This is a genomic window from Prosthecobacter debontii (assembly GCF_900167535.1).
GTDB lineage: Bacteria > Verrucomicrobiota > Verrucomicrobiia > Verrucomicrobiales > Verrucomicrobiaceae > Prosthecobacter > Prosthecobacter debontii.
On sequence record NZ_FUYE01000006.1, the window covers coordinates 179,849 to 204,812 of the forward strand.

Sequence of the window (24,964 nt, forward strand, 5' to 3'; positions counted from 1 at the left end):
AAATAGGATCGGGTGGCGGCGTGAGGATGTGGCGATAGCGATGAGCCCTTTTTCTATCCTCAACACCACTTTCACCTTACCTGCCTATCCGACGTATCTTTAGCCTCATGGGCATGTTCGGATTCTTCAAAAAGCGGCAAGAGCAGAAAGCAGTGCGAGATGCGGAGGCGATGGCGCTGGGGGAACTTCTGCGGGAGGTGGATGAGGGGCGGGCTGGCAAGCTGGACCTGGCGCTGGTGATCCATGATCGGGAAGGCAGCAAGGAGTCGCTGAGCCGGGTCTTCATGGAGCTGCCGCAGGCGGAGCTGTATGTGGCGAATGCGAGTGCGGAGCGTCTGGAGGATCCGGCGGTGATGCTGATGGGGGAGCCGCCGCAGCCGTTCGTGGTGGTCTTCACCCGTCAGGAGTGGGCGGTGGCCGGTGCGCATCCGCCCTTTGATCGTGTGGAGGCGGTGTCGGCCATGGAGTTGGCGCTGAAGATGCCGGCGTCGGCCGGGATGGTTTTCAATCCCGAAACACCGCTGGTGACCGGGGTGCTGACGGCGCCGATGCTGGACGCCTTTCGCCAAATCCTGGAGCACGATCCACTGATGGAGGGCACGCTCTACACGGTGTGGACGAGCGGGGCGTATCGGGTGGTGAAGCTGCTGAAAGTGGATGCCGGAGGCGTGCACATCCGCCTGTATGCCGGCGGCCATGCCGAGCGCCCTCAGAAGGTAGAAGCTGGGATGCTGACGCTCTCGGGTGCCGATGAGAAACATCGCAGCATGGGCCATCTGCCCTTCACCCGCCGCAGCTTCCTGGCCATGGGCCCGCGCTTGCTGACGGTGCAACCGGTGCAGGAGGATGAGCTGGAGGGCTATCGCCTGTGGGCGGAGAGCCAGGGCGGGTATTTTGGCGGGTGAGTGACGGATGACGGATGATCCCGCGGGCGGAAATGGAGGCGGTGGTCCCAAATGACTTTCACTGAAATCGCTGTTTTTACTCGTGGGTGAAAATTGTGTTTGGATTGAAATCGAACCCCGCATGAGCCCTTCGAATCACTTTGCGGCGATTTGGGAGGGCCTGAGAGCTGGGCTACGATTCATGCAGGACGCGGATCTGAAGGATCGGCTCTGCGGGTCTCCAGCAAGGAAATCAAAAATTGATGTCACAGCTTTACGAGATTGCGCCTAGTCTTAGCACAAGCTCAAATCACGATGACTACTCCTCCTTCCGCGAATTCAAACGACTCGTCAGATGCCATTAGACCCGCTGTGGACAGTTGGCTCGCGGAAGCTCAGCGACACTTGAAGGCAGAAGTGCGGGAAACGCTCACAAGGCTCAGCAGCGTGCCGCAGGGGAGCCCGGAACATCAGGATCTGGTCACCAAGTTTGAAGCGCTGACGGAGAAAAATAAGGACATCAATACCCTGAAAGACGACCTGGATAACGGGGTGGATCCGCTTTTGGTTTTAAATGAAATGGGGTTCAATGAAATCGTTAGCCTGGCACCCGATGTTCAGGCTCAACTTTCAGCTGCCATCCAGCAAAAGTATCCGAGCATCGTGGGGAATAAGCAAAACGCATCTTTGGAGGAGTTGCTTAGCAAGCTCAATGACGAAGGTCGGCTGCGCGATCTGGATCAAGGCATCAAAGATCAATACAACGATCTAAAAGCCAAGTTCAACGATCCTGCTTTGACGCAGAATGAGAAGATTCAGATCAAGCAGCAGATGTATGATATGAAGGAGCAGCATCCAGAATTGAAGCAACTGGATCGCAGCACCTTGGGCAGGAACCTGCACAGCGGCCTAAGAGACGCCGTGCAAATGGCGGACAGCCTCAAAGATAAAGTGACTCAGTCAGCAGGCAGTGTGAAGAGTCACCTCAGTGATGGACTCAAGTCACTGAAGCAAGGGGTGACAAGTCTGTCTGACCGCCTCAAGATCATGGAGAATAAACATGAACTGGATAAGCTCGATAAAAAGCTGGGGGATCTGAATCAGGGAGCCGACCAACTGAATCAGGATAAGCAAGCCTTCGAGAGGCAGGTCATGATGGCGAACGTGGTTTCCGGGCCAGGTAGCGTGGATCCAGCCCGCCGAGAGCAGATCGTCCAAGATAATCTCAAACAGTTGTTAGGTCAAACTCAGGATCTGAGCGTCGATGACCTGAATAAAATGGCGCAGCAGAAGCTGGCAGACTTCGACGCCAAGATCAAAGACGTGAATGTGAAAGCGGATGAGATCAAGGCCAAGGTCCAAAAAGTGACGGATCAGCAGAATGACCTTCAAAACAAAAAGAACACCCCTCAACAAAGCGCCTCGCAGACCGTGAAGCAGAAGGTGTGATATCCATCCACACCCAGGTGATGGACTCAAATAGCTGTGATTTCCTCTTGCCATCCTTCCTGTTAGTCCCTGCGCTGCGGGAATGAAGGCGGAAGCGATTTCAATTCCTGAGCTGAACAGCCCCCAGAGTGTCGTAGGTGACCCACCTCTCACGCCCTACCAACTTGCGCAGCGGGTGTATGCCACGGAGCCGTGTGCGCGGTCGCTGGAGGAAGACATCGTACTGCATCTGGCGCATGGGTATGTGGTCGCGCGGCCGGATGCCCTGGCGATGGCGAGGCCGGTGTGGAAGCACTGGCCGTATGAAAAGCTGGCGTCACCCTGGATCGTGGCACCGGAGGGGGATGCGTGGTGGATCTGGCTGCTGGCGGGGGATCTGAAAACGGCGATGACCTGGCTGCCGGATGCGCAGCGCCCATGGATCGGCTATGAGCGGGTGAATGTGCCCCGGTGGGTGAGGAGGGAGAGGTTGGTGAGGGGAGGTTTTTGACAGGATGAAGGCTATTGAGGAGTGGACCCTGTATTCTAGATCTTTAGCCTTCAGGGTGCTTGAATGCAGGCTTCCGCGCTGTTGAGCTCCTTCCAGGTATTCCATTCATTTTGTCAGGGGAATGTGCGACGGGGCAGTGCACGACTACGCGGTAGGCAGTGCGGGCTTCAATGAATAAAAGTAACCTAAATACTTAGGTTTTAATTTTTGTTGAAATCGTTCTAGACCCTAGATGATGAGGTGGAATAGCGTGTTTATGTTGAGAATAATGATGCGATTATCCGTGTTTATTTTCTCATCACACGGCCCCATTTGTTTTCAGGGATCTTCGTTTTGGATTTCTGGGGTTTCGGATAGTCAACTAAACCATTGATATGAGAATACCTACCTATCGCACTCTTCTAGCGACTCTATGCACAGCATCTTTATGGGCTGCGGCTCTCCCTGGCGCGGCTCAGGGGACGGCTCCAGATATCCAGGTCACGGGCAATAATGTGGTGATCGCCAACGGGGATACCACTCCCAGTCCGGCTGATTATACGGATTTTGGAGATCGCTCTCTGTCAGCGGGGACTCACTACGGAATGTATAAGATCACCAACACTGGCGATGCGGATCTGGTGCTGTCAGGCATTTCCATTACGGGCACTCATGCCTCGGACTTTAGCTACAGCGGGACTTTCTACTCCTTTCCGGTGACCCTGGTGCCGAACGCCAGCGGCATGGTCTACATTGAGTTTCAGCCGACCGCGATCGGCACACGGAATGCCACACTCACGATCAACAGCAATGATGCTGATGCAGGAGTTTACAGTTTTGATCTGAAGGGTGAGGGCATCGAACCGGAGATCAGTGTGACGGGTAATGGGGTGGATATCCCGCATAATAGCTACTACCCCAGTCTAACTAACCACACCCACTTCGGTTATCCCGCGACCCCGGGGGGGAATGTGGTCAGGACCTACACCATCTCCAACAGTGGCGTGACGGATTTGAAGATCTTCCAAATTTCACTCAATAGCACCGTTGGAACGCCGATTCCTTTTACGATTGGCGGGATCAGTTTGCCGACGGTCATACCGCCATCTTCCAGCACGACTTTTACGATCACTTACGCGCCAATGAGCGTTGGGCAGAATGGCACTTTCTCCGGTGAGATCAGCATTTCTAACAATGACTTCGATGAGCAGTTTTTTAGATTTAGAATTCAGGGTTCTGCGGCGACGGAGATCAATCTTCAGGGCAATGGAATCGATATCGCGGATGGGGATCTGACTCCATCTCCAGCGGATCACACGGATTTTGGGGTGGCGGTGAATGGATCGGAGCAGGTGGTGGCTGCCTTCACCATCCAGAGCGTGGGAAGTGCTCCGTTGAAAATCAATTCCATCGAGAAATCCTCAGGGAACCCCGGGGCTTTTGTCATTAGCGGGATCACGACGCCGTTGATCATTCCTGCCGGCGCCAGCCATACCTTTAATGTCACGTTTGTCCCCAATGGGATCGGTGTCCGCACGACGAACATCGTCCTCTGGAACGATGATATAAATGAGGCGACCTATGAGTTTGCCCTCCGTGGGGTCGGTATTGCGGCAGGGGGGCTGGATACGGCCTATCACCCGAATGCGAACCGGGCGGTGCATACGACCGTGGAACAACCGGATGGGAAAGTCCTCGCTGGGGGCGCCTTCGTCACGGTGGGGGGGAGCAGTCAGGTGCGGGTGGTCCGCACGCTGGCAGATGGCACGGTGGATCCGACCTTCAATGCGGCCATCACTTGGCCTGGGGCTACAGATGTGGCGTCGGTTTATGTCTCTACGCTGGTGGTGCTGCCTGATGGGAAGATCCTGGTCGGGGGAAATTTTACCCGCACGGATAATGTGGTGCAAAACCGCCTAGCTCGTTTGAATAGCGATGGCTCCCGAGATAGCAGCTTCACGCCAGAGGCCAACGGCGGCATTGTGCATGCGCTCTGCCTGCAACCCGATGGCAAGATCCTGGTGGGCGGGCACTTTACCAACATCAGCGGCACGACCCGCACGCGCCTGGCCCGCCTGCATGCCAATGGCACATTGGACACGGGGTTTACCCCCACGGCGAATGGCATGGTGCACGGCATGGCTCTGCAGCCTGATGGTAAGGTGATCATCGTGGGGCGATTCAGCACGGTGAATGGCACGACGAGAAACCGCATCGCACGCTTGAACAGTAACGGCACTTTGGATACGGGCTTCAGCATTCCGGCCAATAACAACGTCTATGCCGTGGCTCTGCAGCCCGATGGTAAGATTGTGATCGGTGGGGCCTTCACCACGGTCAATGGCGTCACCCGCACGCGTCTGGCCCGCCTGAATGCAAATGGCACGCTGGACACCGGTTTCACAGCGACCGCCAATGACCCTGTCTATGGCCTCACGCTGCAAGCTGATGGGAAGATCCTGGTGAGCGGTGACTTCAATCAGCTCAACAGCACGGCCATCGGATACTGTGGCCGCCTCAACAGCGATGGAACTTTGGACAGCGGATTCAATGCGGGCGCCAGCAGCGATGTGCTGGGCAGCCACCTGAAGGCTGATGGTCGGGTGATCATCGGGGGGGAATTCACCTCCGTGCAGTCCACCGCGCGTGGCCGGATCGCCATGCTGAATAACAATCTGGCGACGGAAAGCCTGACGGTCACGGATGCCCTGACACGGGTGGAATGGCTGCGCGGCGGCTCGTCTCCCGAGGCCTCTCGGGTCATCTTTGAGTTGTCGACAGATGGCGGTAGCACCTGGAGCAGCCTCGGGAACGGCACCCGTATCACGGACGGCTGGGAGCTCACAGGACTGAGCCTGACGAGTGGCCAGATCCGTGCCCGCGCCTTCACACCTTCTGGCAAGCTCGGGTCTTCCGCAGGGCTGGTGGAAAGCATCGTGACTTTCTAATCTCGACAGCCCGGATCGTCAGAGATCCTGAAAAAAGATCGATCTGGGAGCGGGCTCTGGGGAGGAGAGCCCGCTCTTTTTTTGAGGTGGTGGCTGGGGGGAAGGAATCGTTGGGTTGGCGATCTTTTGGGGAAACAGAGTGTGGGGCACCTCAGGGAATTTTTCAGTTATTGACATTCTTTTGGTTAATCACTGGTTTTGGGGTGGTCATTGGTCATTTGGATGTCTGGTCATAGGTGCGCTGTGGATGTGGTTAGGCGGGGTTTTGATGGGTGCTAAAGAGTTGGTTTTCAGGGCTTGGCATGGGGGATGCTCATTCATGTGGTGATCACCTAGCTCGGGCTGGATGAGGTGGCGCTTGGCACCTCATTAACCCTGAGCCCGTTTGATCATTCCCCCCGAACTCCCCCCCTTTGATTTTTCTTCCTCGCTATGCGTGATTCGTTGTCCACGCCCGTGAATCGGGCCTCCTCTGCACGAGGCCGTGATGTTACGCTTTCCTTATTGCCGTCGTCGTTGCGGGTTCGTCGTGCAGCGCGGGTGGCTTGTGCGATGACGCTTTTGGTTAGTCTCGGGCTGGTTTTGACCGGTCAAGTGCAGGCGGCGACGGTGATCTACAGCAGTGATTTCAGCAGCACCTCAGGGGCCAATAGCGTGACGGGCTGGACCTACGTAGGGGAAGGCGGTGGAAACCTGAGCCGCAATGCGACTGCCTACGACAACTACGACCTCGGCGGCGGTGTCTTCGGCGGGGATGGGGTGAAGGGGGATGGATCTCTGCTGCTGAATACGGGCAATAACACACCTCAGGATGAGCTGTGGACCTACACGCTGGTCTCGACGTTGAGTGAAGGAATGGTGCTGAATCTGGTGGGCGCAGCCTTCAATGGCAACAGCAGTCACAACAGCACCTTCACCATCGCCCTGTATAATGTGACGGATGATCGGGTGCTGATCACCTCGGCCAACATGGGCGGCACGCGCCTGGGGCTGGTGGATGAGAACATCAACCCGTTCTATAACTTTAATCTGAGCTACACCACCACGGCTGCGGATGAGGGCGATGTGTTTCAGATCCGTGTGGCGGAGAATCTCCAGAATACTGCCCGCGATATCTTTGTGGATTACGTCACGCTCACCTCCAGCCCTGCGGCCATCCCCGAGCCGAGCCGGGTGTTGCTGGCAGGGCTGGGACTCGGGGTGGTGATGCTGAGGAGGAGGAGGAGAGTTTAGAGGTCGGAATGCTGTTGGTGAGGAGTGCCTTTTTGCCGCAGAGGGGCGTAGAGACAGAGGGCGCGGAGGTTTGGAGTGATCTGGTTTTTTTTGACAGGATTTACAGGATGACAGGATTCACATGATTTTTTAAGGAGGTGGGGAAAATGCGCGGATTGTTTGTCCCTGATCTCTGAAATCATCCATCTGTAAATCCTGTGAATCTTGTTAATCCTGTCGAAAAAAGACAGCCTAACAAAAAATAACACTTGCGCCGGGGCGGGTTAATCAATCCCACCTTGAGCATGCACAGTGAAACCTTTGATTTGCTACCGGGTGGTGGGGCACAGTGGAGTGCCGATTTGATCGGACCGAATGGACGGCTGACCCGTCTCTGCAAGGGGGCGAAGGAGCCTGATCAGCCGCCTCCACCGACGGCTCCTTTTCGTCAAGACATTGCTGCCGAAGGCGAGGCTGCGCGCCGCGCGAGTCGGAAGAAGGGCATTCAGAAGACCATTCTGACGCAGGATAACGATGCGACTGCTCCAGCTCAAACGTTGGGCCGGACGACTCAGCTCGGTGTGGTGAATCCGCTGCTGACGCCGAAGAATGGCGGGGAAATGTGAATGGGTGATGGCAGTATTCAGTGAACGGTGCGGTGTTCCGCTTTCAATGAGCCGTGGCTGAGTGCTGAGATGGGGTGGAGTGACTTGGAGCGCGAAGCGTCCCGGAGTGCGGTGGCAAGCGATAGCGCGACACCGCTCGGATGGGGGAGTGGATGAGGGGATGAAGGAGCTTAGCTCACCACTAATGGGCACTCATGGACACTAATGATCTGAAGCTCTGAATGGAAACCATTAGTGACTATTAGTGGGTATGAGTGGTTTCCATCGGGGGAGTTGGTTTCCCTAGCATGGCGCTAGGGCCTAGAGGGGAACCATTGCGGGCAGGAGTGCCCGCATCACTTGAAAACCGAACACTGATAACTGAACAATTTTCAATGAAGCCTAACAAAAAGATGTCTAAAGAAGAGCGTGCGGAGCCTGAGAAGGCCTGTCCGGTGAAGCAGCAGCGGACGCGGGATCTGTGCGCGCGCTGGCAGAAGATGCAGACGGTGATGCAGCCGTGGAAGACGCAGTGGCAGGAGATTGCGGATCTGATGATGCCACGCAAGGCGGGGATCACCTCCATGACCAGCACGCCGAGCAGCTCGAAGGAAGCGCTGCTGTTTGACACCACGGCGGGGGATGCGGCACTGACGATGGCGGGGGGCTTGATGTCGTGGATGACGCCGGCCAATGAGTCGTGGTTTTCCTATGATCCGGTGTTTGATCTGCGGCAGTCGGATCGCGTGAAGATGTGGCTGCAGGACTGCTCCTTCCGCGTGCAGGAGATGCTGGGGAACAGTAACTTTTACACGGAGCAGCATGAGGATCTGCTGAACCATGTGACCTTCGGCACGAGTGCCTTGTATTCGGCCTTTGAGGATGGGCGCTTTTACTTTGAGTCGCTGCCCGTGGGCTCTTTTGCCATCGAGGAAAATGCCTTCGGGCAGGTGGATACGTTGTTTCGTGAGTTTGAGCTGACGGCGCGTCAGGCGCGGGAGATGTTCGGGGCGGAGAATCTGCCGACGAAGATCCAGGACTGCCTGAGGGATGAGACGCGCCAGGGCAGCCGTTATCGTTTTCTCCACGCGGTTTATCCACGGTCACGCGCTGAGCGACCTGATGGTCCGGCTGCGTGCGCCGCGTGGGGAAAGCCTTTTGCCTCCTGCTATGTGGAGCTGAGTGAAAAGACGCTGGTGCGGGAGAGCGGGTATGATTCCTTCCCCTTTGCCGTGGGGCGTTATTTGAAATGGTCGGCGCTGTCGGAGAAGAGTCCGTATGGCTACGGGCCGGGCTTTGCGGCGCTGCCCGATGCACGGCAGGTGAACTTTCTGCAAATGATGCTGGATTGTGCGGCGGAAAAGATGGTTAGGCCTGCGATGATCGCGCCGGAGGAGATGGAGGGCGAGCTGATCCTCTCCGCCGGGGGCATCACGTATATGGCCAGCAGCATCGGGCAGGAGCGCTGGCCGAAACCGATCTCGCAGGTGGGGGACTACAGTGTGGGGCAGGAGCGGATCAAGATGCGTCAGGATGCGGTGAATGCGAAGTTTCACGCGCAGCTCTTCAACATGTTTGCCAGCCTGGATCGCCAGATGACAGCGCGGGAGGTGGCGGAGCGTGCGGCGGAGAAGATCACCCTGATCACCCCGGCTTTCTCACGCCTGACCAGTGAGAAGAATACGCCCATTTTGCAACGTTTGTTCGCGCTGGCCATGGAGGAGGGTATGCTGGCTCCACCACCTGAAGAGGCCGTGCGGGCGGTGTCGCAATTCATGGGCATGGTGCCCGATCCGACGGTGGTCTATACCTCGCGCCTAGCTCTGGCTATCAAGCAACTGCGCAATGCCTCCTTCGAGCGGCAATTCCAGGGCGATCTCCAGCTCGCCTCGGTGCGTCCGGATGTCTTGGACAACTACAACTTTGACGTGATCACGCGTGATCGGGCTCGCAACAACGGCATGCCGGCGGAGTGGCTGATGGATGAGAAAGCTGTGGCCGAGATGCGTGCGCAACGCGCCCAAGCTCAACAGGCCAGCCAGATGACCAGCATGCTGGAACAAGGCAGCAAGGCGGTGAAAAACGTCGGCGGCATGGGCGAGGTGGAGAAGCTGATGGAGCAGCTGGGGTGAGCTGCCGGGCTTTTTTTGAACAGGATTTACAGGATGACAGGATTCACAGGAGGTTGTGATGAGCAACCACGGAAGATGCTGAAGACACGGAAGTGTTTTGGTTGATCCTGGAATCTTGTGAATCCTGTCGAAAAGAGCGTTGTTGAACCTTTGATTGATTCTGGATGAGTGCGTATTCGAAAGACCTTTGTGTGATCACCTTGGATGGGGCGAGTAAGCTCGGGGAGGTGAAGCGGCGGGTGCTGCATGCGTTTCTGGAGGGCATCTACTGCTTCCGCTTTGTGCTGCGGCATCAGAAGCGCTGCTTTGAGGATCGTGTGGCCCTGCCGAAGGATGCGGATGAAGCCTGCGCCCTGGAGATGGCTGAGCATCAGTTTCAGCGCTTTGTGAATACGGTGGTGCGGGTGCGGCTCTAAGAGTTTAGACAGGATTTACAGGATGGCAGGATTCACAGGATTTTGCTTTTGAGTGCACGCAGTCATTTGATGACGGGTTGTTTGTTAATCCTGAAATCTTGTTAATCGTGTTTCAAAAAGGCCTGAATCGGTAGTCACCCAATTTTTTGATCATGACAAATCAAGAAGAACAAGAAGCCGTGCGGAAGGCACGGGAGGTGCAGGTGCGTGAGGCCTGGCAGATGCTGGCGGATCTGCCGGAGTTTCAGACGGTGTTTGAGCTGGATCTCCAGGTGCATTTCAATCTGCATCGGCAGAGCTTTCAATCTGGGGATGACTTCAATGTCTGCGCAGCGGCCCAGCGGGATGGGCAGAAGCAAGTGATCAGTCACATCGCCCGGCGCGTGGCCGCGGGCAAGGTAGGGGAGGCGTGATGCGGAAAGTGAGGTGGCCACTCTTGGCCGCTATGGACGATGCTTCGAGGGGCGAGAACGTGCGGGCAGGAGTGCCCGCATCACTTGAACGGCGTGATCTTCAGACTGGATTGGTCTGGAGTGAGTTGAGCAACAACCGAAGATGCTGAATACACGGAAGTGTGTTTGGTTGATCCTGTTCAAAGAAGCTTTGAAAGGACGGAGGATACTTGGAGGCGCGGAGCGTCCTGGAGGGCGGTGGGAAGCGTTAGCGCCACACCGCTTTTTCGGGCGAGAGATTGAGCTGTCCACCAGGCGACTGTGTGGGGGCGGCACTCAAGAGGGCGGTGACTTGGATCGGATCTGGGGCTTCGGCGCGAGCGGTGTCGGCGAGGCAGGGTGTTGCCCTTGCCTCTCTGCCACCGCACTCCGGGACGCTGTCGCGAATTTTTAACCTAACAAAAAACAACACACGAACATACCATGACGGACGATACAGCGAATGATGCGATGATGAACACGGCAAGCTCTGATGGGGCGGTTTCTGCGCCAGTGAGCCAGGAATCAGTGCCAGCCGCACCGGCTAGCGAAAGCCCAGAGGCTTTTGATTTTCACAGCATCCTCGGCAAGGACGGCAGCTTCACGGCAGGCTGGCAGGAGGCGCTGCCGGAGGATCTGCGCGAGTATGCGGCGGAGTTTGGCAAGTATCCGAATGCGATGGAACTGCTGCGCGGGCATGCGAACAAGGCGAAGATGATCGGCCAGCGCACAGGCGTGAAACCACCGGGGGCGGAGGCCAAGCCGGAAGAGATCGCCGCCTGGCGCAAGGCCCTGGGGGTGCCGGAGACGGCGGAGGGATATGGTATCGCAAAACCGGAAGCCCTGCCCGAGGGCGTGCAGTGGGATGAGGGCACGGTGAAGGAGTTTCAGACGCTGGCGCATGATCTCCACCTGACGCCGCATCAGGTGCAGTCGCTGATGGCCTTTGACCTGAAGCAGAAGGAAGGCCTCGTCTCGCGCGGGCGTGAGGGGGTGGATAGCTACCTCAATGAGCAGCGCACCTTGCTGGAGGCGGAGTGGGGAGATCGCATCCATGAGAACACGGCGCGTGCTCTGCGTGCCGCGCAGCTCCTGGGGCTGGACCCGGATGATGCGGAGATCGGCAACAGTGCCAAGATGATCCGTGCGCTGCACTCGGCCAGTGTGCTGATGCAGGAGGATCGTTTGTTAGGTAGCCGCAGCAGCACCGCCGTCATGGGCGGGGAGGCGCAGGCGGAGGACATCCGCCGAAACCCGAACAATCCCTGGCATAAGGCCTACCTGGGCCACGAAGGCAAAGAACGCCAGCAGGAGGCAGCGGAGATGATTCGGAAGCTGCGCGGGGTGTAGGGGCTTGGTTCTTGGTTCTTGGTTCTTGGTTCTTGGTTCAGGGGGGCGCTTGTTTTTGACAGGATTACGGGATTTTCGGGATTAACAGGAAGTGTGGATGATGGGAGGTGCGCTTGCTGGGATGCTTTTTTGCCACAGAGGGGCGGAGGGGCAAAGGGCGCGGAGATTTAGTTGATTTGCAGAAGCTCATTGGGCGTCCAGGGGAAGCCTTCGAATTAAGAGCTGAACTAAGGAGAAATCCTGTGAATCCTGTCATCTTGTAAATCCTGTTCAAACAACCCCGAACCCAAAACTTCCCTTTCACCGCTCCACCTGCTCCGGCAGGCCGAGGGACTCGGCGGAGGTGTGGTAGACGGTGAGGTCGAAGGTGGCGATGTCGCCTTCGTAGGCGGCGATGAATTCCGGGGTGCCGGTGAGCACGCTGACGACGTAAAGGAAGTCGTGCGGTGGGTTCGCATGCTCAAAGGCCTCCACGTAGCAGTAGCCGGGCAGGTGGGGCAGGCCGGGCCATTCTTCGCCGGTCCAGGAGATGCGGGTGACGTCCCAGGGGTGGTCATCCACACCGACTAGGGAGGATTGCTTGGCGATGCGTTTGATGTCGCGCCGGATGAGAACCTCCAGGGTGAGGCGATCCACCTTGGGCGTGGGCGTGGGGTGAGGTGAGGGGCTCGGTTTGGGCGCGTGGAGCTCCCGCAGCAGGCGCCAGGGCACATGATCGGGGAGCGGCGTATAGGCAGGTGAATCGGTGGCGGGGGCCCAGGCACGGAGCAGGCGCATGTGCTTCAGCTCGCGCTGATAACTGGCGGCGAGGGTGCAGGTGCCGGTGGAGATGTCGAGGATGAGCAGGTAATCGTGCGGTGGCTGGGTAACAAAAAGATCGACATAAATCAGGCCGGGTCGCCCTTCCAGGCCAGGCCACTCCTCACCTGTCCAGGAAAGGAGGCGGATGCCCCAGGCTTCACCTTCACGGAGGGGAACGCCGGCCACGGAGGCGATGATGGGAAGGTAGCGGTTGAGGTAACCGGTGATCTGTTCGCGATCGAGCTTCTCCTGGGCGGGGGATTCCATGGGGGAAACTTCACGTCGGAGAGCTAGGCGTGTCAACGAGGGAGACGGGAGGAAAGCTGAAAGTGGACAGCAGAAATGAGAAGGCGGGTGGGACGCGTTTCAGTTTTCAGTTTTCAGTTTTCAGTTTTCAGTGACCCGTGACCAATGACCCCGCGTATGGGCATGAAAGAAGGACGTGTCCTCCGAAGCCCGAAGGCCGAAGGAGGATTTTGCGTGCGGGAATGGAAGAGGGATGCTGTAGTGAGGGCATGAGCAGCGCATTCATGAGGGAGGTTCGGGTTTGCGGGAGCGCTTTATGGCAGTGCCCGGGACGGGCTCTTTCGGTGGGCCTTCTGGCAGCCATGACGTTGTTTGCCCAGCCCGTTTCAGCGGCGGATTTTGGCATGACGTGGCTGCCGCTGCCGGAGGGGAAGGCCTATGTTTGGCCGAAGACGCTGGAGGGCAGTGAGGCGGAGTTTAAACCGCAGCCGATGGCCGTGAAGGCGCTCCCAGGGGCGGTGCAGGTGAGCTTAAAAGAAGCGGCGGCTGGGCAGGAGCTTCCCGCCCAGGTGGAGGTGTGGCGCATGAACCTGGATGGCCAGGGCGAGGTGGAGTGGTTCGTCTCCGTGCCCCCGCTGGCGGGGCTGGGTGGGCCGGTGTATCTGCTGCTTCAAATCAAGGGCCAGGAGGTGGTGCGCCTCGCGCAGTTCCACGGGCATCTGCAGATGCTGGAGCGTGATGGCAAGGCGGGCTGGGGGCAGATCGTCTGCTTAGCCAAAGATGGGGAAGGGCGGTTCGTGCGTTCCCTTTGGCTCTACGAGGCGGAGACTGGTCTTTACCAGCGGGTGCGGCAGGAGGAGCATGACTTTCTGAAGCGGCACGTGGAGGTGAGATGAGAAACATGTGGGCCTAACAGAAAGGATGATGTGGGTGATTCAGGTCCGTCACCCTTCCGGCTGAAGCCGGGCTCCGAGCGAAGAGCCGACAATCAGTAACCACTGACCACTGAACAGCTCACCTATGAGAAGGGGTAACGGTTATCTTGACATCGCTTTGCACTTGCATTTTCCATAGGGACAAGCTCTGGACCCGAGCTCCTTAGCATTGGCGCATTCACCCTTTCTTGGAGCCGTGCTTCCACTGCTACCGCCACTTCCGCTGGAGGACGGGACGTCTTTCTGTGAGGTCCCTCCCTTGGAAGTTAAAGGGGGCGCAGGTGTGTATTCGTAGCTGGGTTTGATTTCCGACCTCATCCAGGGTTTGGAACTCTCGGCTACGGATGCGTTGAGATCGGAGAGGCCTGTCCTCAATTGCTGAACCAGGGCGGCATTGTTGGCCGCGTTCCGGTCGGCTCTCTCCTCCGCCTGTTGCTGGTAGAAAGCTGCGGCATCGTCTCGGAGTTTTTGCTGCCGTTCAGCAATGTAATCCCGGCGTTTGTAAGTCTCCTGGGTGCCGTTGGCCAAGGTGGTGATGCTTCCCGCCATGGATCCATGATTGTATTCATACTCATGCCGAACGGGTTGATCCGGCCTGCCTTCATCCATCATCATTTTACTGAGGGTGGAGACGGTGGTGCCATGCGGTTCCCCTCTTAAATCATAGTTGCCGGTCGTAAACCATTCGGGTCTCCCTGCGGCATTGTAGTTGACGTTTTCATAGAGCCCCTCGGTTAACAAACCGTTCTGATAGTTGGCCGTGAGTTGGTATCTGATCATGCCGTCCGAGTCGTAGTCGGATCTTGTGCCCCGACCGTTGGCAAAGCCTTCGACATTGACAGATCCCTCCCATTCAAAGGTGGGATTATCCGCTCGGTAAGCCTGACCATAGCGGAACTTAGCACCGTTGTTACGGGCCACCCGAATCTGTGGGTTGTTATCCACCCGCATCTCCTCCAGCGTCCTGTTGTCGGGGGCTGCTGCAGGGGCCGTTTCCGTGAGAGCAGGCGGTGTGGTGCAGCCGATGAGGCCAAGACTTGCAATGACGAGGGGCAGGAGTGAAAGCTTCATGCAGGATTATGCGGAGTGATTCCAAGCGCAGGCTCTGCCCTCGCCGAATGATGGCATGAGAAACGCTTCCATCGTGTAAGTCAACCTTGTTAGGCGTGATTCCTTCGAGGGCTTCGTTCACCACTCATGTCGAAGTTGAGTTCGGATCTGACTGGATTAAACCGGAGCGCTCTTGATGAGATGTGAGGCCGACGGAAGTCGGGAATCCAAACTTAGAGTTAGGTCATTCTTTCGCGGATCTCCGCTACAGCAGAGCGACCGTTTGAGCTTCCATCAAAAAAAATCGGTAACATCTGAAACGGCGTTGGGTAGCAAGGAGGTGAAGTGCTGTTCTGGGAGGCTTTGATCCTGGGCTGCATGACTTTTTGACTCCTATGAAACAACACCTTTCATCTCAGGCTCGTGGCGGCGTGCTGCGTGCGATTCACAGGCAGCGTGGGTTTGGTTTCGTACTGCTGAGCGGGCTGCTCAGTGTGGCGATGGCCTGTGCGGCGACGTCGTGGGATACCTCGGCGCTGAAGACGCTGTCCTCACCAGCGGAGCGTTCATTTCCGGATGGGTATGAGGTGGTGAGCGAGCCGAATCTGGGAGCGGGTGCGATCAAAAAGATGCCTGCTGGGGATGCCATGGTGGCGGCCTATCTGGATGTGGGGAGCCGCCGTTATTACATGTCGGACTGGAGCTATGATCGCTATCGCCAAGGGCTGAGTTACAACTGGATTCGGCCGCTGCTAGAGACCTCCAGCATGGGCTCCAGCGCGCTGCCAGAAGAAGGTGTCTCACAGGCACAAGGCCAGGTGCAGGAGTTGCATGTGGGGGCACCGCTCAGCCGCTGGCTGCCACATTTGGTGGCGGGGGAGGATCTGAAGTTTCTCGATCTCGATGAGGGGAAGCGGATGCTGTATGGCGAGTTCGAGTGGCGGGATCGTGTGGTGACGGTCCTGTTTTCGATCCCCAGCGATATCACCTCGTTGAAGGTGAGTGATGCGCGCTTTCGCACCCTGCCCAGCACGATGGTGAAGTCGGTGCCGAAGATCTGGCCCTCTTATAAGCTCCGTCAACTTTCGGCAGATGGGGATATCATCATGGGGTTTTTAGAAGGCATGGGATCGGGTGACCAGCCCTGGGTGAACGTCGGCCAGCAGAAGCAGAATGGGGACGTGTATTATGCGAAGAAAAGCGGCTCGATCCAGGCCATCGTTCACCTCGCACTGATCGGGTTTCAGGATGACCCGGTCGCTACGGGCATGGAGGTGATGTTTCAATCCAAGCCGTGAAGCCGATCATCCAATCGAACAACACGCGGATACCTATGAAAACGCTTCGGGTTAGTCTGCTGCTGGGGCTGGTGATGCCGAGCTTGGTCTCTGCGGCCACCTCCTGGGATGCCTCCGCTCTGAAGACGATGTTTCCGCGTGCGGATCGTTTCTTTCCCCAGGGGTATGAGGTGGTGACAGAGCCGAGCTTTAGCGGGCAGGTGATCAAAGAGATGCCCGCAGGCGATGCCATGGTGGCGGCTTATTTGGAGGTGAACGGCCAGCGCTACTATATGACGGACTGGAGCTACGATCGCTATCGCCAGGGGCTGAGCTACCATTGGATTCGCTCAAAGGAGGGTGGGGATGAAATGAAGATCGTCATTCACCAGGAGAAGCTGGAGATCATCCAGCAGGCCTCATCCCGAATCCCCAAGCCGGGAGATTCTTTGAGCGCCTGGCTACGGTTTGAGCATGGTGATCTGGAGCTCGCTGAAGCGAATGGCGGGAAGATGCTTCGTGGTGAGTTCAGGGTGGGGGAATGGATTGAGACAGCCGTGTTTCCTGTTCCCGCAACCCTGTCCATCAGCCGAGTTTCAGACCCGGCGGTCAACTCGCTGGTCTGTCTGGCTGTCAGCACGGAGGTCTATCCTGAGGATGAGATCGAAGTCTTCAAGTCCTTGTATGGCGACTCTGCGATCGCCAGAGATCCAGATCTGTGGAGTGATGTGCAGCGAGCCGCCGTGGTGGGTGGACAGGCTGATCAAGGAAGTCACACGTTTAGAAGAAGCTTATCTGGATCTTCGGCTGGATGCAGGTGCTGAGTGGACCGTCGATTCACGCGCCCGAAATGATCGAGGCGATCTGGTGAGCCTGATGCATAGCGGTAAGCTCCAGGCCAAGCAGACGGAGATTCCGCCTAGTGAGGAAATGCAGGATCGCTCGATCTTTGTGTCGGGCTCAAAAATCACCCTGTCTGGACGGTCAGGAGGCTCTCAGTAGAACTGTCCAATGAGGTGGATCCCAGTTACTCCTCGTCGTCTGGGATGGGGATGAAGATGGCGGGGCCGCTGAGGATGGGGCTGGTCTTCGGGGTGGTGTCCGGTGGGGAGGAGAGCGCGGGCATGAGGTGATAGCCCACTCCACGGTTCAGGCGCTTGACGAAGACACCCTGGAAGCTCGAGCTGCGGCGCTCTCCCTCCTCGGTGACAAAGGAGCCGCTATAAAGCCCGGTGAGGTAGTTAAAGGAGATTTTAAGGTTGTTTGCCTTGCTCAGCACCTGGGCGGTGAGTTTGGGCGTGATGATCACGGGAATGTTCAGAGGGCTGGAGAGAGCGCCGCTGGAGAAGTTCAAGTGAGCCTGGGGGAAGGGGATGCTGGGCTTGCCGCCGATGGGGATGTTATAGCTGCTGCCGAGGACCATGGAGTCGAGCTGGTATCCGTGCTTGTAGTTACGGCCCTTGCTGCGGTCACCCTCATCGGGCTTGACCCAGAGGACACGTCCCGTAAGTTGGGTATCGCCTTCGCCCGAAACGCCCAGGAACATCTGGCTGGAGATGTAGCTCTTGTTTTTATACAGGAGCTGATACAGGGGGAACTGTCCCTCCGGCCCCTGAGGGCAGCTACCCGCGATGGCGGTGCCATCCGGCAGGCGCCCCTGCCACGTGATGGTGCCATTGTGGGCGACGGTGTAGACGAGGAAACCTTCGCCCTGAGGATATTCATCGATGCGCTCGGGATCAGGATTCAGGGGCAGGATACCGGCGGTGCCGCGGCCATGGTGAAAGGCTGCAAAGCCATTTTTTTTCCATGGATCGATCCAGACGTTACGATAGAGGGTGGCATGGAAGAGGCCTTCTTCGGTATCCTTGTCGCTGGCGGAAAGTTCGATCCTGTTATCATCGGGGTAGGATAGGAGGTGGAACTTGAGACTCGGCAGCGGAGCCTTGAGGGGGATGAAGGCCTCGCTTTCGATCCATGTCTCGGATTCATAACCGAAGCTGCCTTTGAAGCGGTAGCTGCGGGTGCCGAACTTGGCCGTGCCGGAGTAGGTGCCAAAGGGATGTACGGTGACGGTCATGGTGCCGCCGAGTCCCTGGGTTAAGGTGGGGTGAGGCGGAATGAAACCGGTGAAGATCCCGGAGAAGCCCTCGGGCAGAGGTTTGACCCAGATGTGCCGGTTGCCTTCATGCGCTGACTTGCCCGCAGCGTTGGTGGCTGTGAAAAGGGCCACATAAGGCCAGAGCTCGCCTTTGATATAGCGCACCGCCGTGGGGCGTCCGGTGAGTATGCCGGTGGTTGGATTCAAAGTTAGGCCGGGAGGTAGGCCCTTGGCCATGTATCGAGTGGGGGAGTGGCTGAAGGGGAGCTGAATGGAGATCTCCTGAGTGACGAAGATCGGGTCCAGCTCGAAATTCTGATCCAACTCCGGGGTCAGCACATTGGTGACATAACTCGGGCGGGTGGAGACCGAGATGAACTTGTTGTTGGGTAGGTGGAAGGTGACCCGGCAGACGTAGGTGCCCTCCAAACTCACGGTGACGGTGGGAGTCGAAGGACTGAATGAACTGCCATCGCGTTGCCAGTCCAGGCGGGTCTGAGTGGCGCTGGGTGGGGCGTAAGTTTTGACCGTCAAGGCGGCACCGCCATTGATCTTTTTCTGGAAGTATTCAGGTGGGGAATCGATAACGCCAATGCTGCAACTCCGGGTGGCAAGGCCGAGGCTGTTGGTGATGCGGAGCTGATAGTCCCCGGCATCGCTGCCTTTCACGGGGGCGAAGGTGAGGCTATCCCCCGTTTGTTTCGAGATGACTTTGCCGTTTTTCAGCCACTGCACATTCAGCGGGGGAGCGCCGTTGATGACGCCTGTGAGCACTAAGTTTTCACCGACCTTCAGCGCCTGATCGGTGGAGAAATTCGAGATGCTGGGAGCCCCGACACCGGGGGTGCCTTCGGCGAAGATCTGGGCGGTGACATCCGGCGAGCCGCCTCCCGTGGCGCTCACGTGTAAATCTACCGTGTGGATGCCTGGAGCACCCGGGGTGAATCGGATGGAGAAAGTGGTCAGTCCTCCAGGTTCGAGGCTGGTTTTACCGAGAGCACCGACGCTGAAGTGATCGGCTCCTGAACCTGTGACCTGGGCGGTGATACCGGAGATGGGAGTGGATCCGTTATTATAAACAATGAAGTGGCGGGTAAGAGACAGTCCATTGACCGCTTTGCTGCCGAAATCAAGTTTGGTATAACCACTGATGATGTCAGCCACCTCGAGCTTGCCCGGGGTGACGCTGGGGGCAGTCAGGGAGTGTATGAACCCTCGGAGGGTGTAGGGGCCCAGGCTGCCGTAGCTGCTGTAACCGGTGGTGAGGGGATCTCCGTTGGCGCTTCCCTGGACCTTGAGATAGTAGGTGCCCGCCTCCAAGTCCCAGAGGATGAAGCTGGAAAAATTCGAGGAGACGGACTTGTTGGAAGCTCCGGCAGGACGACTGCTGGCCAGGACTTCGCCATTGGCGTCTTGCAGTTCCAGGTCGATGTCGAGGTTAGGCGTATCGGGATTCGGTATGGCGATGATCTGGAGGGCTCCGCCCTCTGTGGTGAACTGGTAATAGTCCACATCGGACTGCTGAGAGATGATGCCTTCCTGCACGAACCTCGTGTCAGGAAGAGGGATCGGCGTTGCCGTCTCGCGGGTGTCGCCAGCTTCATCGGGCACGAAGCCGAAGCCATTGGTGCTACCGGCGATGATGGCCACATCGTCCTGGGTTTGGTTGGCATTGGCGTATTCACCCTTACTCCACTGAGAAATGGTGCGGTTGGTGGCATCCCCCATGATGGGGCCCCAGCTCAGGGTGCCGGTGCCGTGCCCCGTGTAGTAAGCGGTCGCAGGGTTGGTTAGGCCGTCATGGGAAAGGCCCAGGGTATGACCCACCTCGTGGGAGGCGGTGACGGCTTTGGCATTGAAGCACCAGCAGGGCACGGTGGAGGAGAGGGCCGTGCCGGCATTGGCAAAGCTGGACAGCATGGCCACGCCGCTGACATCGCCATACCAGCCATTGCTGGGGGTGATGATGCAGCGGGTGCGCCGCTGCACGGGAGCGGCCTCGTAGCGGGCGAGATCGGTGGTAACATCAATGTCAAAGGGGGCGAAGTCCTCCGCCACACTGCGCCAGAAGCTGATGATCTCGGAAATCGTGAGATTGGGAGATAGGGCCTGGATCTCCTGGCCGCCATTCCATGCCGGGTCGGTGACGGTCTCTCCATCGAGGTCCAGGTAGATCACGGCGGTGGCGCTGGGGCGGCTGCTGAGGCGCGGCACGGTGCTCGTCACGGATGACGTCTCGCTGTTGGCTGTGGGCTGGCCCGCTTGGTGGCACACCACACTGCTCAGCGGCACTTCCTTCATGAGGGTCCGGCCATCTTCTTGGGGCTCGATGAGGTAGGCCTGCTGTCTCTCCGGCAGCAGGAGGGTGGCGTGGATGTGCTGGCCGTCGGAGGCCAGATAAAAGGTGCCCGTGCTAGGCTCTGCCAGATGCCCGCCCACACGCACCCAGCCCTGGAGATCGGGCTGCACGAGATTGACGGTGCCCACAGCCTGCTCACCATTCATGAGCGGGATGGCGATGACGTCTCCGGCTTTCAGCTCGGCCTGGAGATCATACGGCTGCGCGGTGACCTCCATGAGGCGGGTTTCACCTCGCGTCGCGGCCTGGAGTGGCGTGCGTGCGGCAGTGCCGACGGCCTGCCACAGATGCAGCTCGTGATCGGGCAGGAGCTTGCTCGGTGTGGCTGTATCGGAGACGGTTTCAAAGGCGACGGCAGCGGGCTGGATTTTCTCCTGCTCGTGCGGGGGTGCTGAGGTCACTGGGACCTGGGTTGAGGACTCGGGGTTCGAGGTCGAGCCGAGCCACGTGGCTGCGACGATGAGGCTCGTGAGAAGGATTGGAAGGAGAAGTTTGAGCCTCATGAGGAAAGCAAAGCGTCTGGATAGCGAGTTAGAGAAAGCTGTTCAAAAAAGATCAGCGCGCGATGGATTGGAGTTCCACACGGCCAGATTGGAGGGCGGTGTTCTTCAGCGTTTCCCCGTCACCGACGGGGAGGTCAGGCAGGAGGTAGAAGCCGTAGGCTTGGGCATTCAGGCTGTTCGGTAAGATGCCTTCAAAGGTGGCGGTGCGGTTGAGGATCGGTTTGGGTGGATTTCTGACTTCGAAGCGGCCTTTGAAGGTGCCGACTTTGGCATTGAAGCTGAGACTCTGAAGGTAGGCGAAGGCGAAGTCTTCCAAGCGAGGGAGTTTGACGCGGTTGCCTGAGCTGAGCAGGACACCCTGCATGAAGAGTCCGCCGCGAATGTTGGACTTGTTGGCCGAGAAGACGAGGTCTTCTTCGGTGGAGGTGCTTGCCGTTAGGCCAAAGAGTAATTCATGGCGTGCAGGTGGGGTGTAGAGGCCGCCACTCAGAGTGAGGTCATGCGCGGGGAAGCCCTCCCGATAGGGGCGTTCCTTGGGGTTGGGGCTGAGCACCGTTTTCGCCCAGTTCAGGCTGCCACCGAAGGTGGGGAGAGGGAGGGTCTCGTGCTTGGAGTTGAGGATGACCCAGCCGTGAATGGAGCCTTGGAGTTTATAGAGATCCCGATGGATGGGGAAGGCGACGGGGCGGCTCGTCTGATAGAGGGAGAGCATGCCGCTGCCGGTGATGGCGGTGCCGTCGGCGAGCTTACCTTTCCACTTCATCGTGCCCTTGGTGCTCTGAGTGAGGCAGAGGTAGCCGCTGCCGCCAGGTGTGTCTGGGCTGGAGGTGCTGGGGGTGAGGCTACAGGTGTAATAAGACGTGGGATAATGAAAGACGGTGCGGGCATGGAAAGCATCGATCTGCTGTCGGAGCGGACCCGTGGCCGTCTCCTGCCCATCTGCGGACTGGAGGGTGGCGGTGGGGGGTGGCCCGGTCTGAATGATGAGGGTCAGGGCAGGCAGGCTCTTGCCGCGTGGGATGGTGCAGCGGAAGGTGGGGGCGGTGGTCCAGGTGGCATCATGCACGGCGCTGCCTTTGAAGCGCCACACCTTGCCTCCATGCAGGAGCTGGCCGGTGAAGAGGGTGGAGTAGCCGGTGGTCAGCGTGAGCAGGCTGCCGAGGCCCTTACCTTCATCCAGGGCCGCATTGTGCCCGATGAGAGCCTGATGGGTGCCAGCCGCCGGGGTGGGGTGAATGGTCCAGGGCACGGTGCTGATGCGGCTACCGCTGGCATTGAAGGTCGTGACCTTCACCGGGTAGGGTTCAGCCTTGCCGGTGGTGGGATGCAGGCCTTTGATGGCGCTAGGTCGCCCGGTGACGAGTCCTGTTTCACTGCCGGATAGGCCTGGAGGGAGGCTGGTGAACTCCCAGCGGGTGCTGGGGAAATCCGACTCGAACTGAACACTGATCGTTTCTCCAAGATAATGAGCGTAACCAGCGGAGGGGAAGAGCGGCGAAGGCTCAGGCAACCGTGCGAGCTGGATGCTGCCTGGGCGCAGTGTCTGGGGCCCGCCTGCGGCATTCAGCACGGTCATGCGGCATTCATAGGCTCCGGCATCTCCCGCCTGAGATTGGCTGATCTGGAGCGTGGGGGTGGTGCTCCGCGTGATGCGGCCCCCATCGCTGAGCCGCACATCGTTTTTATACCAGGCATAGCTCACTCCTGGGAAAGCTGGCCCGTGGAGAGTGCTGGTGAGGCTGACGTTATCACCGAGGACAAACCATTGGTTAGGTGGTGGAGCTTGGGCGACAAGAATCGAAAAAAGGGCGCTGGTGTTGGAGGCTCCACCTGCATGGGTGACGGTGAGGGTGTAGCGCCCGGCATCGGTGGCCTGCACGGAGGGGAGGGTAAAGACAGCCTCTTCACTGACCACGACATCGCCCTTTTTCCACACGTAAGCGGTGATGGGCTGTGGACTGACGATCTCGGGTGTAAAGGTGAGGGAGTCCCCCACGAGGACTCCGGTATCACTCAGCGCAGTGGGCCAGAAGACAGGGGGCCCATCGCTGGCGATGCCGGTGCCGCGGGTGCGCAGGGTGATCTGCCTCTGGCCTAGCGGTGTCTGGCCCTGGAAGGTGAAGGTATCGATCAGGGAACCCGTGGTGCTGGGGCTGAAGGTCATGGGCACTTCCAAGGTTTGGCCTGGGCTCAGGGTATCGGTCTGAAGATCGAGCTGAAAATGCGGTGATGTGTTGTTGAGCGCCAGAAGACCGGTGATGGCCCGCTGACCGGGATTGAATAAGCGCAGGATGCCACCGCGAGCTTGACCGACGGGCACGGGGCCAAAGGTGATCTCGGGTTCACTCCCTGTGAGCGATACGGAGGGCTGATCGGCTAACTGAAACGTCAGCTCTGGATCCCTCACCAGGGGAATGGAGTAGAGGTCTACCTTTAGTGCTGACGGCAGATTGCCAGGTGGACCCGAACTAAAATAAAGTCGATGATCCATCGTGATGGCGTTGCCCAAGAGCTTGAAGGTATCGGGGCCGGTGGCGTTCGGGATTCGCCACGTGGTTTCTGGAGTGCCGTTGGTCTGCCAGATCTCCTGATTGGTCCCTTGGCCGGTTTTTTGAATGAAGTAGAGTGTCTCAGCCTCGATGTGTAGCTGGAAGACCTCAGGATCGGTGGCATAGGTTTTGAGGATCGTGCGCTGACTTCCATCGAGATTCATGGCCTCCAGATGGTAGAGGGATGAGGACGCGCTGACGAAGTAAAGGCGTTCTCCCACGAGGGCTTTGATGACGCAGTCTTCGCCTGGTAAAAAAGGCTCGGTATGGCCGGGGCCTGCTTGCCCATCGCTTCGCCACAAGAAGTCCATTTCATCCTGACCAGAGCCCACACGCACGTTAAAAATCACTCCGTTGGAGACGGATTTGAGATTGAACAAGTTAAAGGGAAGAGATGTGGAGAGAGTGAGCGGGATCTCGGTGCAACGCAGGCCGTCTTCACTGATGTAGAGATGCCCATTTCCATCGTAACCCTTGTAGGCTGTGAAAAAGAGTCGGGAGCTGTTATCGGGGTGAGCTAAGATTTGGTAGACACCCGTAGGGAGGCCATGGGTTGTGGTTACGATTCGCTCAGGAGCACCGCCTGTCTCTAGATTCAGCCTCCACAACACGTCCTGCCTTTCAGCGGCGATGTAGAGCCATTCATCCATGACGGCGATGTTTCTTATATAGGCATTGTATCCCGCGGGGATTTGCAGGTCGGCCACGCGGGAAACTCGGCCGTCATTCCAAGGCGTATCGGTGGCCCAGAGCTCCGCCTTATTAGCCATCATGAGCACGAAGAATAACCGATCATTGACCCTTGTGAAGGCACTCAATGTGGCGCTGGAGAGCGCTTGATCGGATAGCTTAGCGCTGACGTTTTCCGCCTCATCCATCATGAACAGGTCGAGATGACCAGAACTGTTTCGACCCGTGAAGAATAAGTGGTTATTTACCACCGTGAGGTTGCTGGGGGTGCTGCCGTTCGCTCCTGGGCGGACATCCTTCACTAGAATCGTGCCAGCGTCCGTGCCATCGCTGCTCCAGAGCTCAGCGCCCAGATTGGGATTGAGTCCGCGGGCTCTAAAGTAAAGGCGACCGTTGAAAATGGCTGGATCAGCAGGGTAAGAACCCGAGTATGAGTCGAAGTTCTTCACCAGCACCGGCTCCGGTGCCGTGGCCCAAGCTGTGTGCGTGGCGGTGGTCAGTACGGACAGGGCGATGGGGATCAAGAAATGGAGCAGCTTCACGGGGAAGGGGAGCGG

17 protein-coding genes are annotated in these 24,964 nt (G+C 58.1%); 13 read left to right on the top strand and 4 right to left on the bottom strand.

Annotated features, from left to right (window positions below; translation table 11 throughout):
- Positions 1 to 107 precede the first annotated feature (107 nt).
- The 10 genes from B5D61_RS10990 to B5D61_RS11040 all read left to right on the top strand — a co-directional run bounded on the left by B5D61_RS10990 (position 108) and on the right by B5D61_RS11040 (position 11,896).
- Positions 108 to 905 (top strand): hypothetical protein, encoded by a 798-nt coding sequence (locus tag B5D61_RS10990; protein ID WP_078813438.1) that lies wholly within the window; start codon positions 108 to 110, stop codon positions 903 to 905.
- 351 nt (positions 906 to 1,256) lie between these two features.
- Positions 1,257 to 2,333, top strand: a complete 1,077-nt coding sequence (locus B5D61_RS10995; RefSeq protein WP_078813439.1) for a hypothetical protein — start codon at positions 1,257 to 1,259, stop codon at positions 2,331 to 2,333.
- Between the two features lie 82 nt (positions 2,334 to 2,415).
- Positions 2,416 to 2,823 (top strand): hypothetical protein, encoded by a 408-nt coding sequence (locus tag B5D61_RS11000; protein ID WP_078813440.1) that lies wholly within the window; start codon positions 2,416 to 2,418, stop codon positions 2,821 to 2,823.
- 374 nt (positions 2,824 to 3,197) lie between these two features.
- Positions 3,198 to 5,750, top strand: coding sequence for a choice-of-anchor D domain-containing protein (locus tag B5D61_RS11005; RefSeq protein ID WP_078813441.1), 2,553 nt, complete (start codon positions 3,198 to 3,200; stop codon positions 5,748 to 5,750).
- A 432-nt stretch (positions 5,751 to 6,182) separates the two neighbouring features.
- Positions 6,183 to 6,983, top strand: a complete 801-nt coding sequence (locus B5D61_RS11010; RefSeq protein WP_078813442.1) for a PEP-CTERM sorting domain-containing protein — start codon at positions 6,183 to 6,185, stop codon at positions 6,981 to 6,983.
- Positions 6,984 to 7,267: 284 nt separating this feature from the next.
- Positions 7,268 to 7,588: a hypothetical protein gene (locus B5D61_RS11015; RefSeq protein WP_078813443.1), complete on the top strand. Its 321-nt coding sequence runs from the start codon at positions 7,268 to 7,270 to the stop codon at positions 7,586 to 7,588.
- Positions 7,589 to 7,962: 374 nt separating this feature from the next.
- Complete coding sequence (locus tag B5D61_RS11020; protein ID WP_176159361.1) at positions 7,963 to 9,699, top strand: portal protein; 1,737 nt, start codon at positions 7,963 to 7,965, stop codon at positions 9,697 to 9,699.
- Positions 9,700 to 9,863: 164 nt separating this feature from the next.
- The gene (locus tag B5D61_RS11025; protein ID WP_078813445.1) at positions 9,864 to 10,115 is read left to right on the top strand and encodes a hypothetical protein; all 252 of its coding nucleotides are present in this window, start codon (positions 9,864 to 9,866) and stop codon (positions 10,113 to 10,115) included.
- A 152-nt stretch (positions 10,116 to 10,267) separates the two neighbouring features.
- On the top strand, positions 10,268 to 10,528 hold the full coding sequence (locus B5D61_RS11030) for a hypothetical protein (RefSeq protein ID WP_078813446.1): 261 nt from the start codon (positions 10,268 to 10,270) through the stop codon (positions 10,526 to 10,528).
- 462 nt (positions 10,529 to 10,990) lie between these two features.
- Positions 10,991 to 11,896, top strand: a complete 906-nt coding sequence (locus tag B5D61_RS11040) for a hypothetical protein (protein WP_078813448.1) — start codon at positions 10,991 to 10,993, stop codon at positions 11,894 to 11,896.
- 300 nt (positions 11,897 to 12,196) lie between these two features.
- Here the strand turns inward: B5D61_RS11040 and B5D61_RS11045 are convergent, their stop codons facing one another.
- Positions 12,197 to 12,964: a hypothetical protein gene (locus tag B5D61_RS11045; protein ID WP_078813449.1), complete on the bottom strand. Its 768-nt coding sequence runs from the start codon at positions 12,962 to 12,964 to the stop codon at positions 12,197 to 12,199.
- 341 nt (positions 12,965 to 13,305) lie between these two features.
- Here B5D61_RS11045 and B5D61_RS11050 point away from each other — a divergent pair, with 341 nt between their 5' ends.
- Complete coding sequence (locus B5D61_RS11050) at positions 13,306 to 13,839, top strand: hypothetical protein (RefSeq protein ID WP_078813450.1); 534 nt, start codon at positions 13,306 to 13,308, stop codon at positions 13,837 to 13,839.
- Between the two features lie 141 nt (positions 13,840 to 13,980).
- Here B5D61_RS11050 and B5D61_RS11055 read toward each other — a convergent pair whose 3' ends face one another.
- Positions 13,981 to 14,949, bottom strand: coding sequence for a hypothetical protein (locus tag B5D61_RS11055; protein WP_078813451.1), 969 nt, complete (start codon positions 14,947 to 14,949; stop codon positions 13,981 to 13,983).
- Between the two features lie 374 nt (positions 14,950 to 15,323).
- On the opposite strand from B5D61_RS11055, the gene B5D61_RS11060 reads away from it, so the two are divergent.
- Positions 15,324 to 16,226, top strand: coding sequence for a hypothetical protein (locus tag B5D61_RS11060; protein WP_078813452.1), 903 nt, complete (start codon positions 15,324 to 15,326; stop codon positions 16,224 to 16,226).
- A gap of 35 nt (positions 16,227 to 16,261) precedes the next feature.
- The gene (locus B5D61_RS11065; protein ID WP_078813453.1) at positions 16,262 to 17,029 is read left to right on the top strand and encodes a hypothetical protein; all 768 of its coding nucleotides are present in this window, start codon (positions 16,262 to 16,264) and stop codon (positions 17,027 to 17,029) included.
- Positions 17,030 to 17,232: 203 nt separating this feature from the next.
- Here B5D61_RS11065 and B5D61_RS11070 read toward each other — a convergent pair whose 3' ends face one another.
- Positions 17,233 to 21,168, bottom strand: a complete 3,936-nt coding sequence (locus B5D61_RS11070; protein ID WP_078813454.1) for an immunoglobulin domain-containing protein — start codon at positions 21,166 to 21,168, stop codon at positions 17,233 to 17,235.
- A 52-nt stretch (positions 21,169 to 21,220) separates the two neighbouring features.
- The gene (locus B5D61_RS11075) at positions 21,221 to 24,949 is read right to left on the bottom strand and encodes an immunoglobulin domain-containing protein (protein WP_078813455.1); all 3,729 of its coding nucleotides are present in this window, start codon (positions 24,947 to 24,949) and stop codon (positions 21,221 to 21,223) included.
- Positions 24,950 to 24,964: the final 15 nt, after the last annotated feature.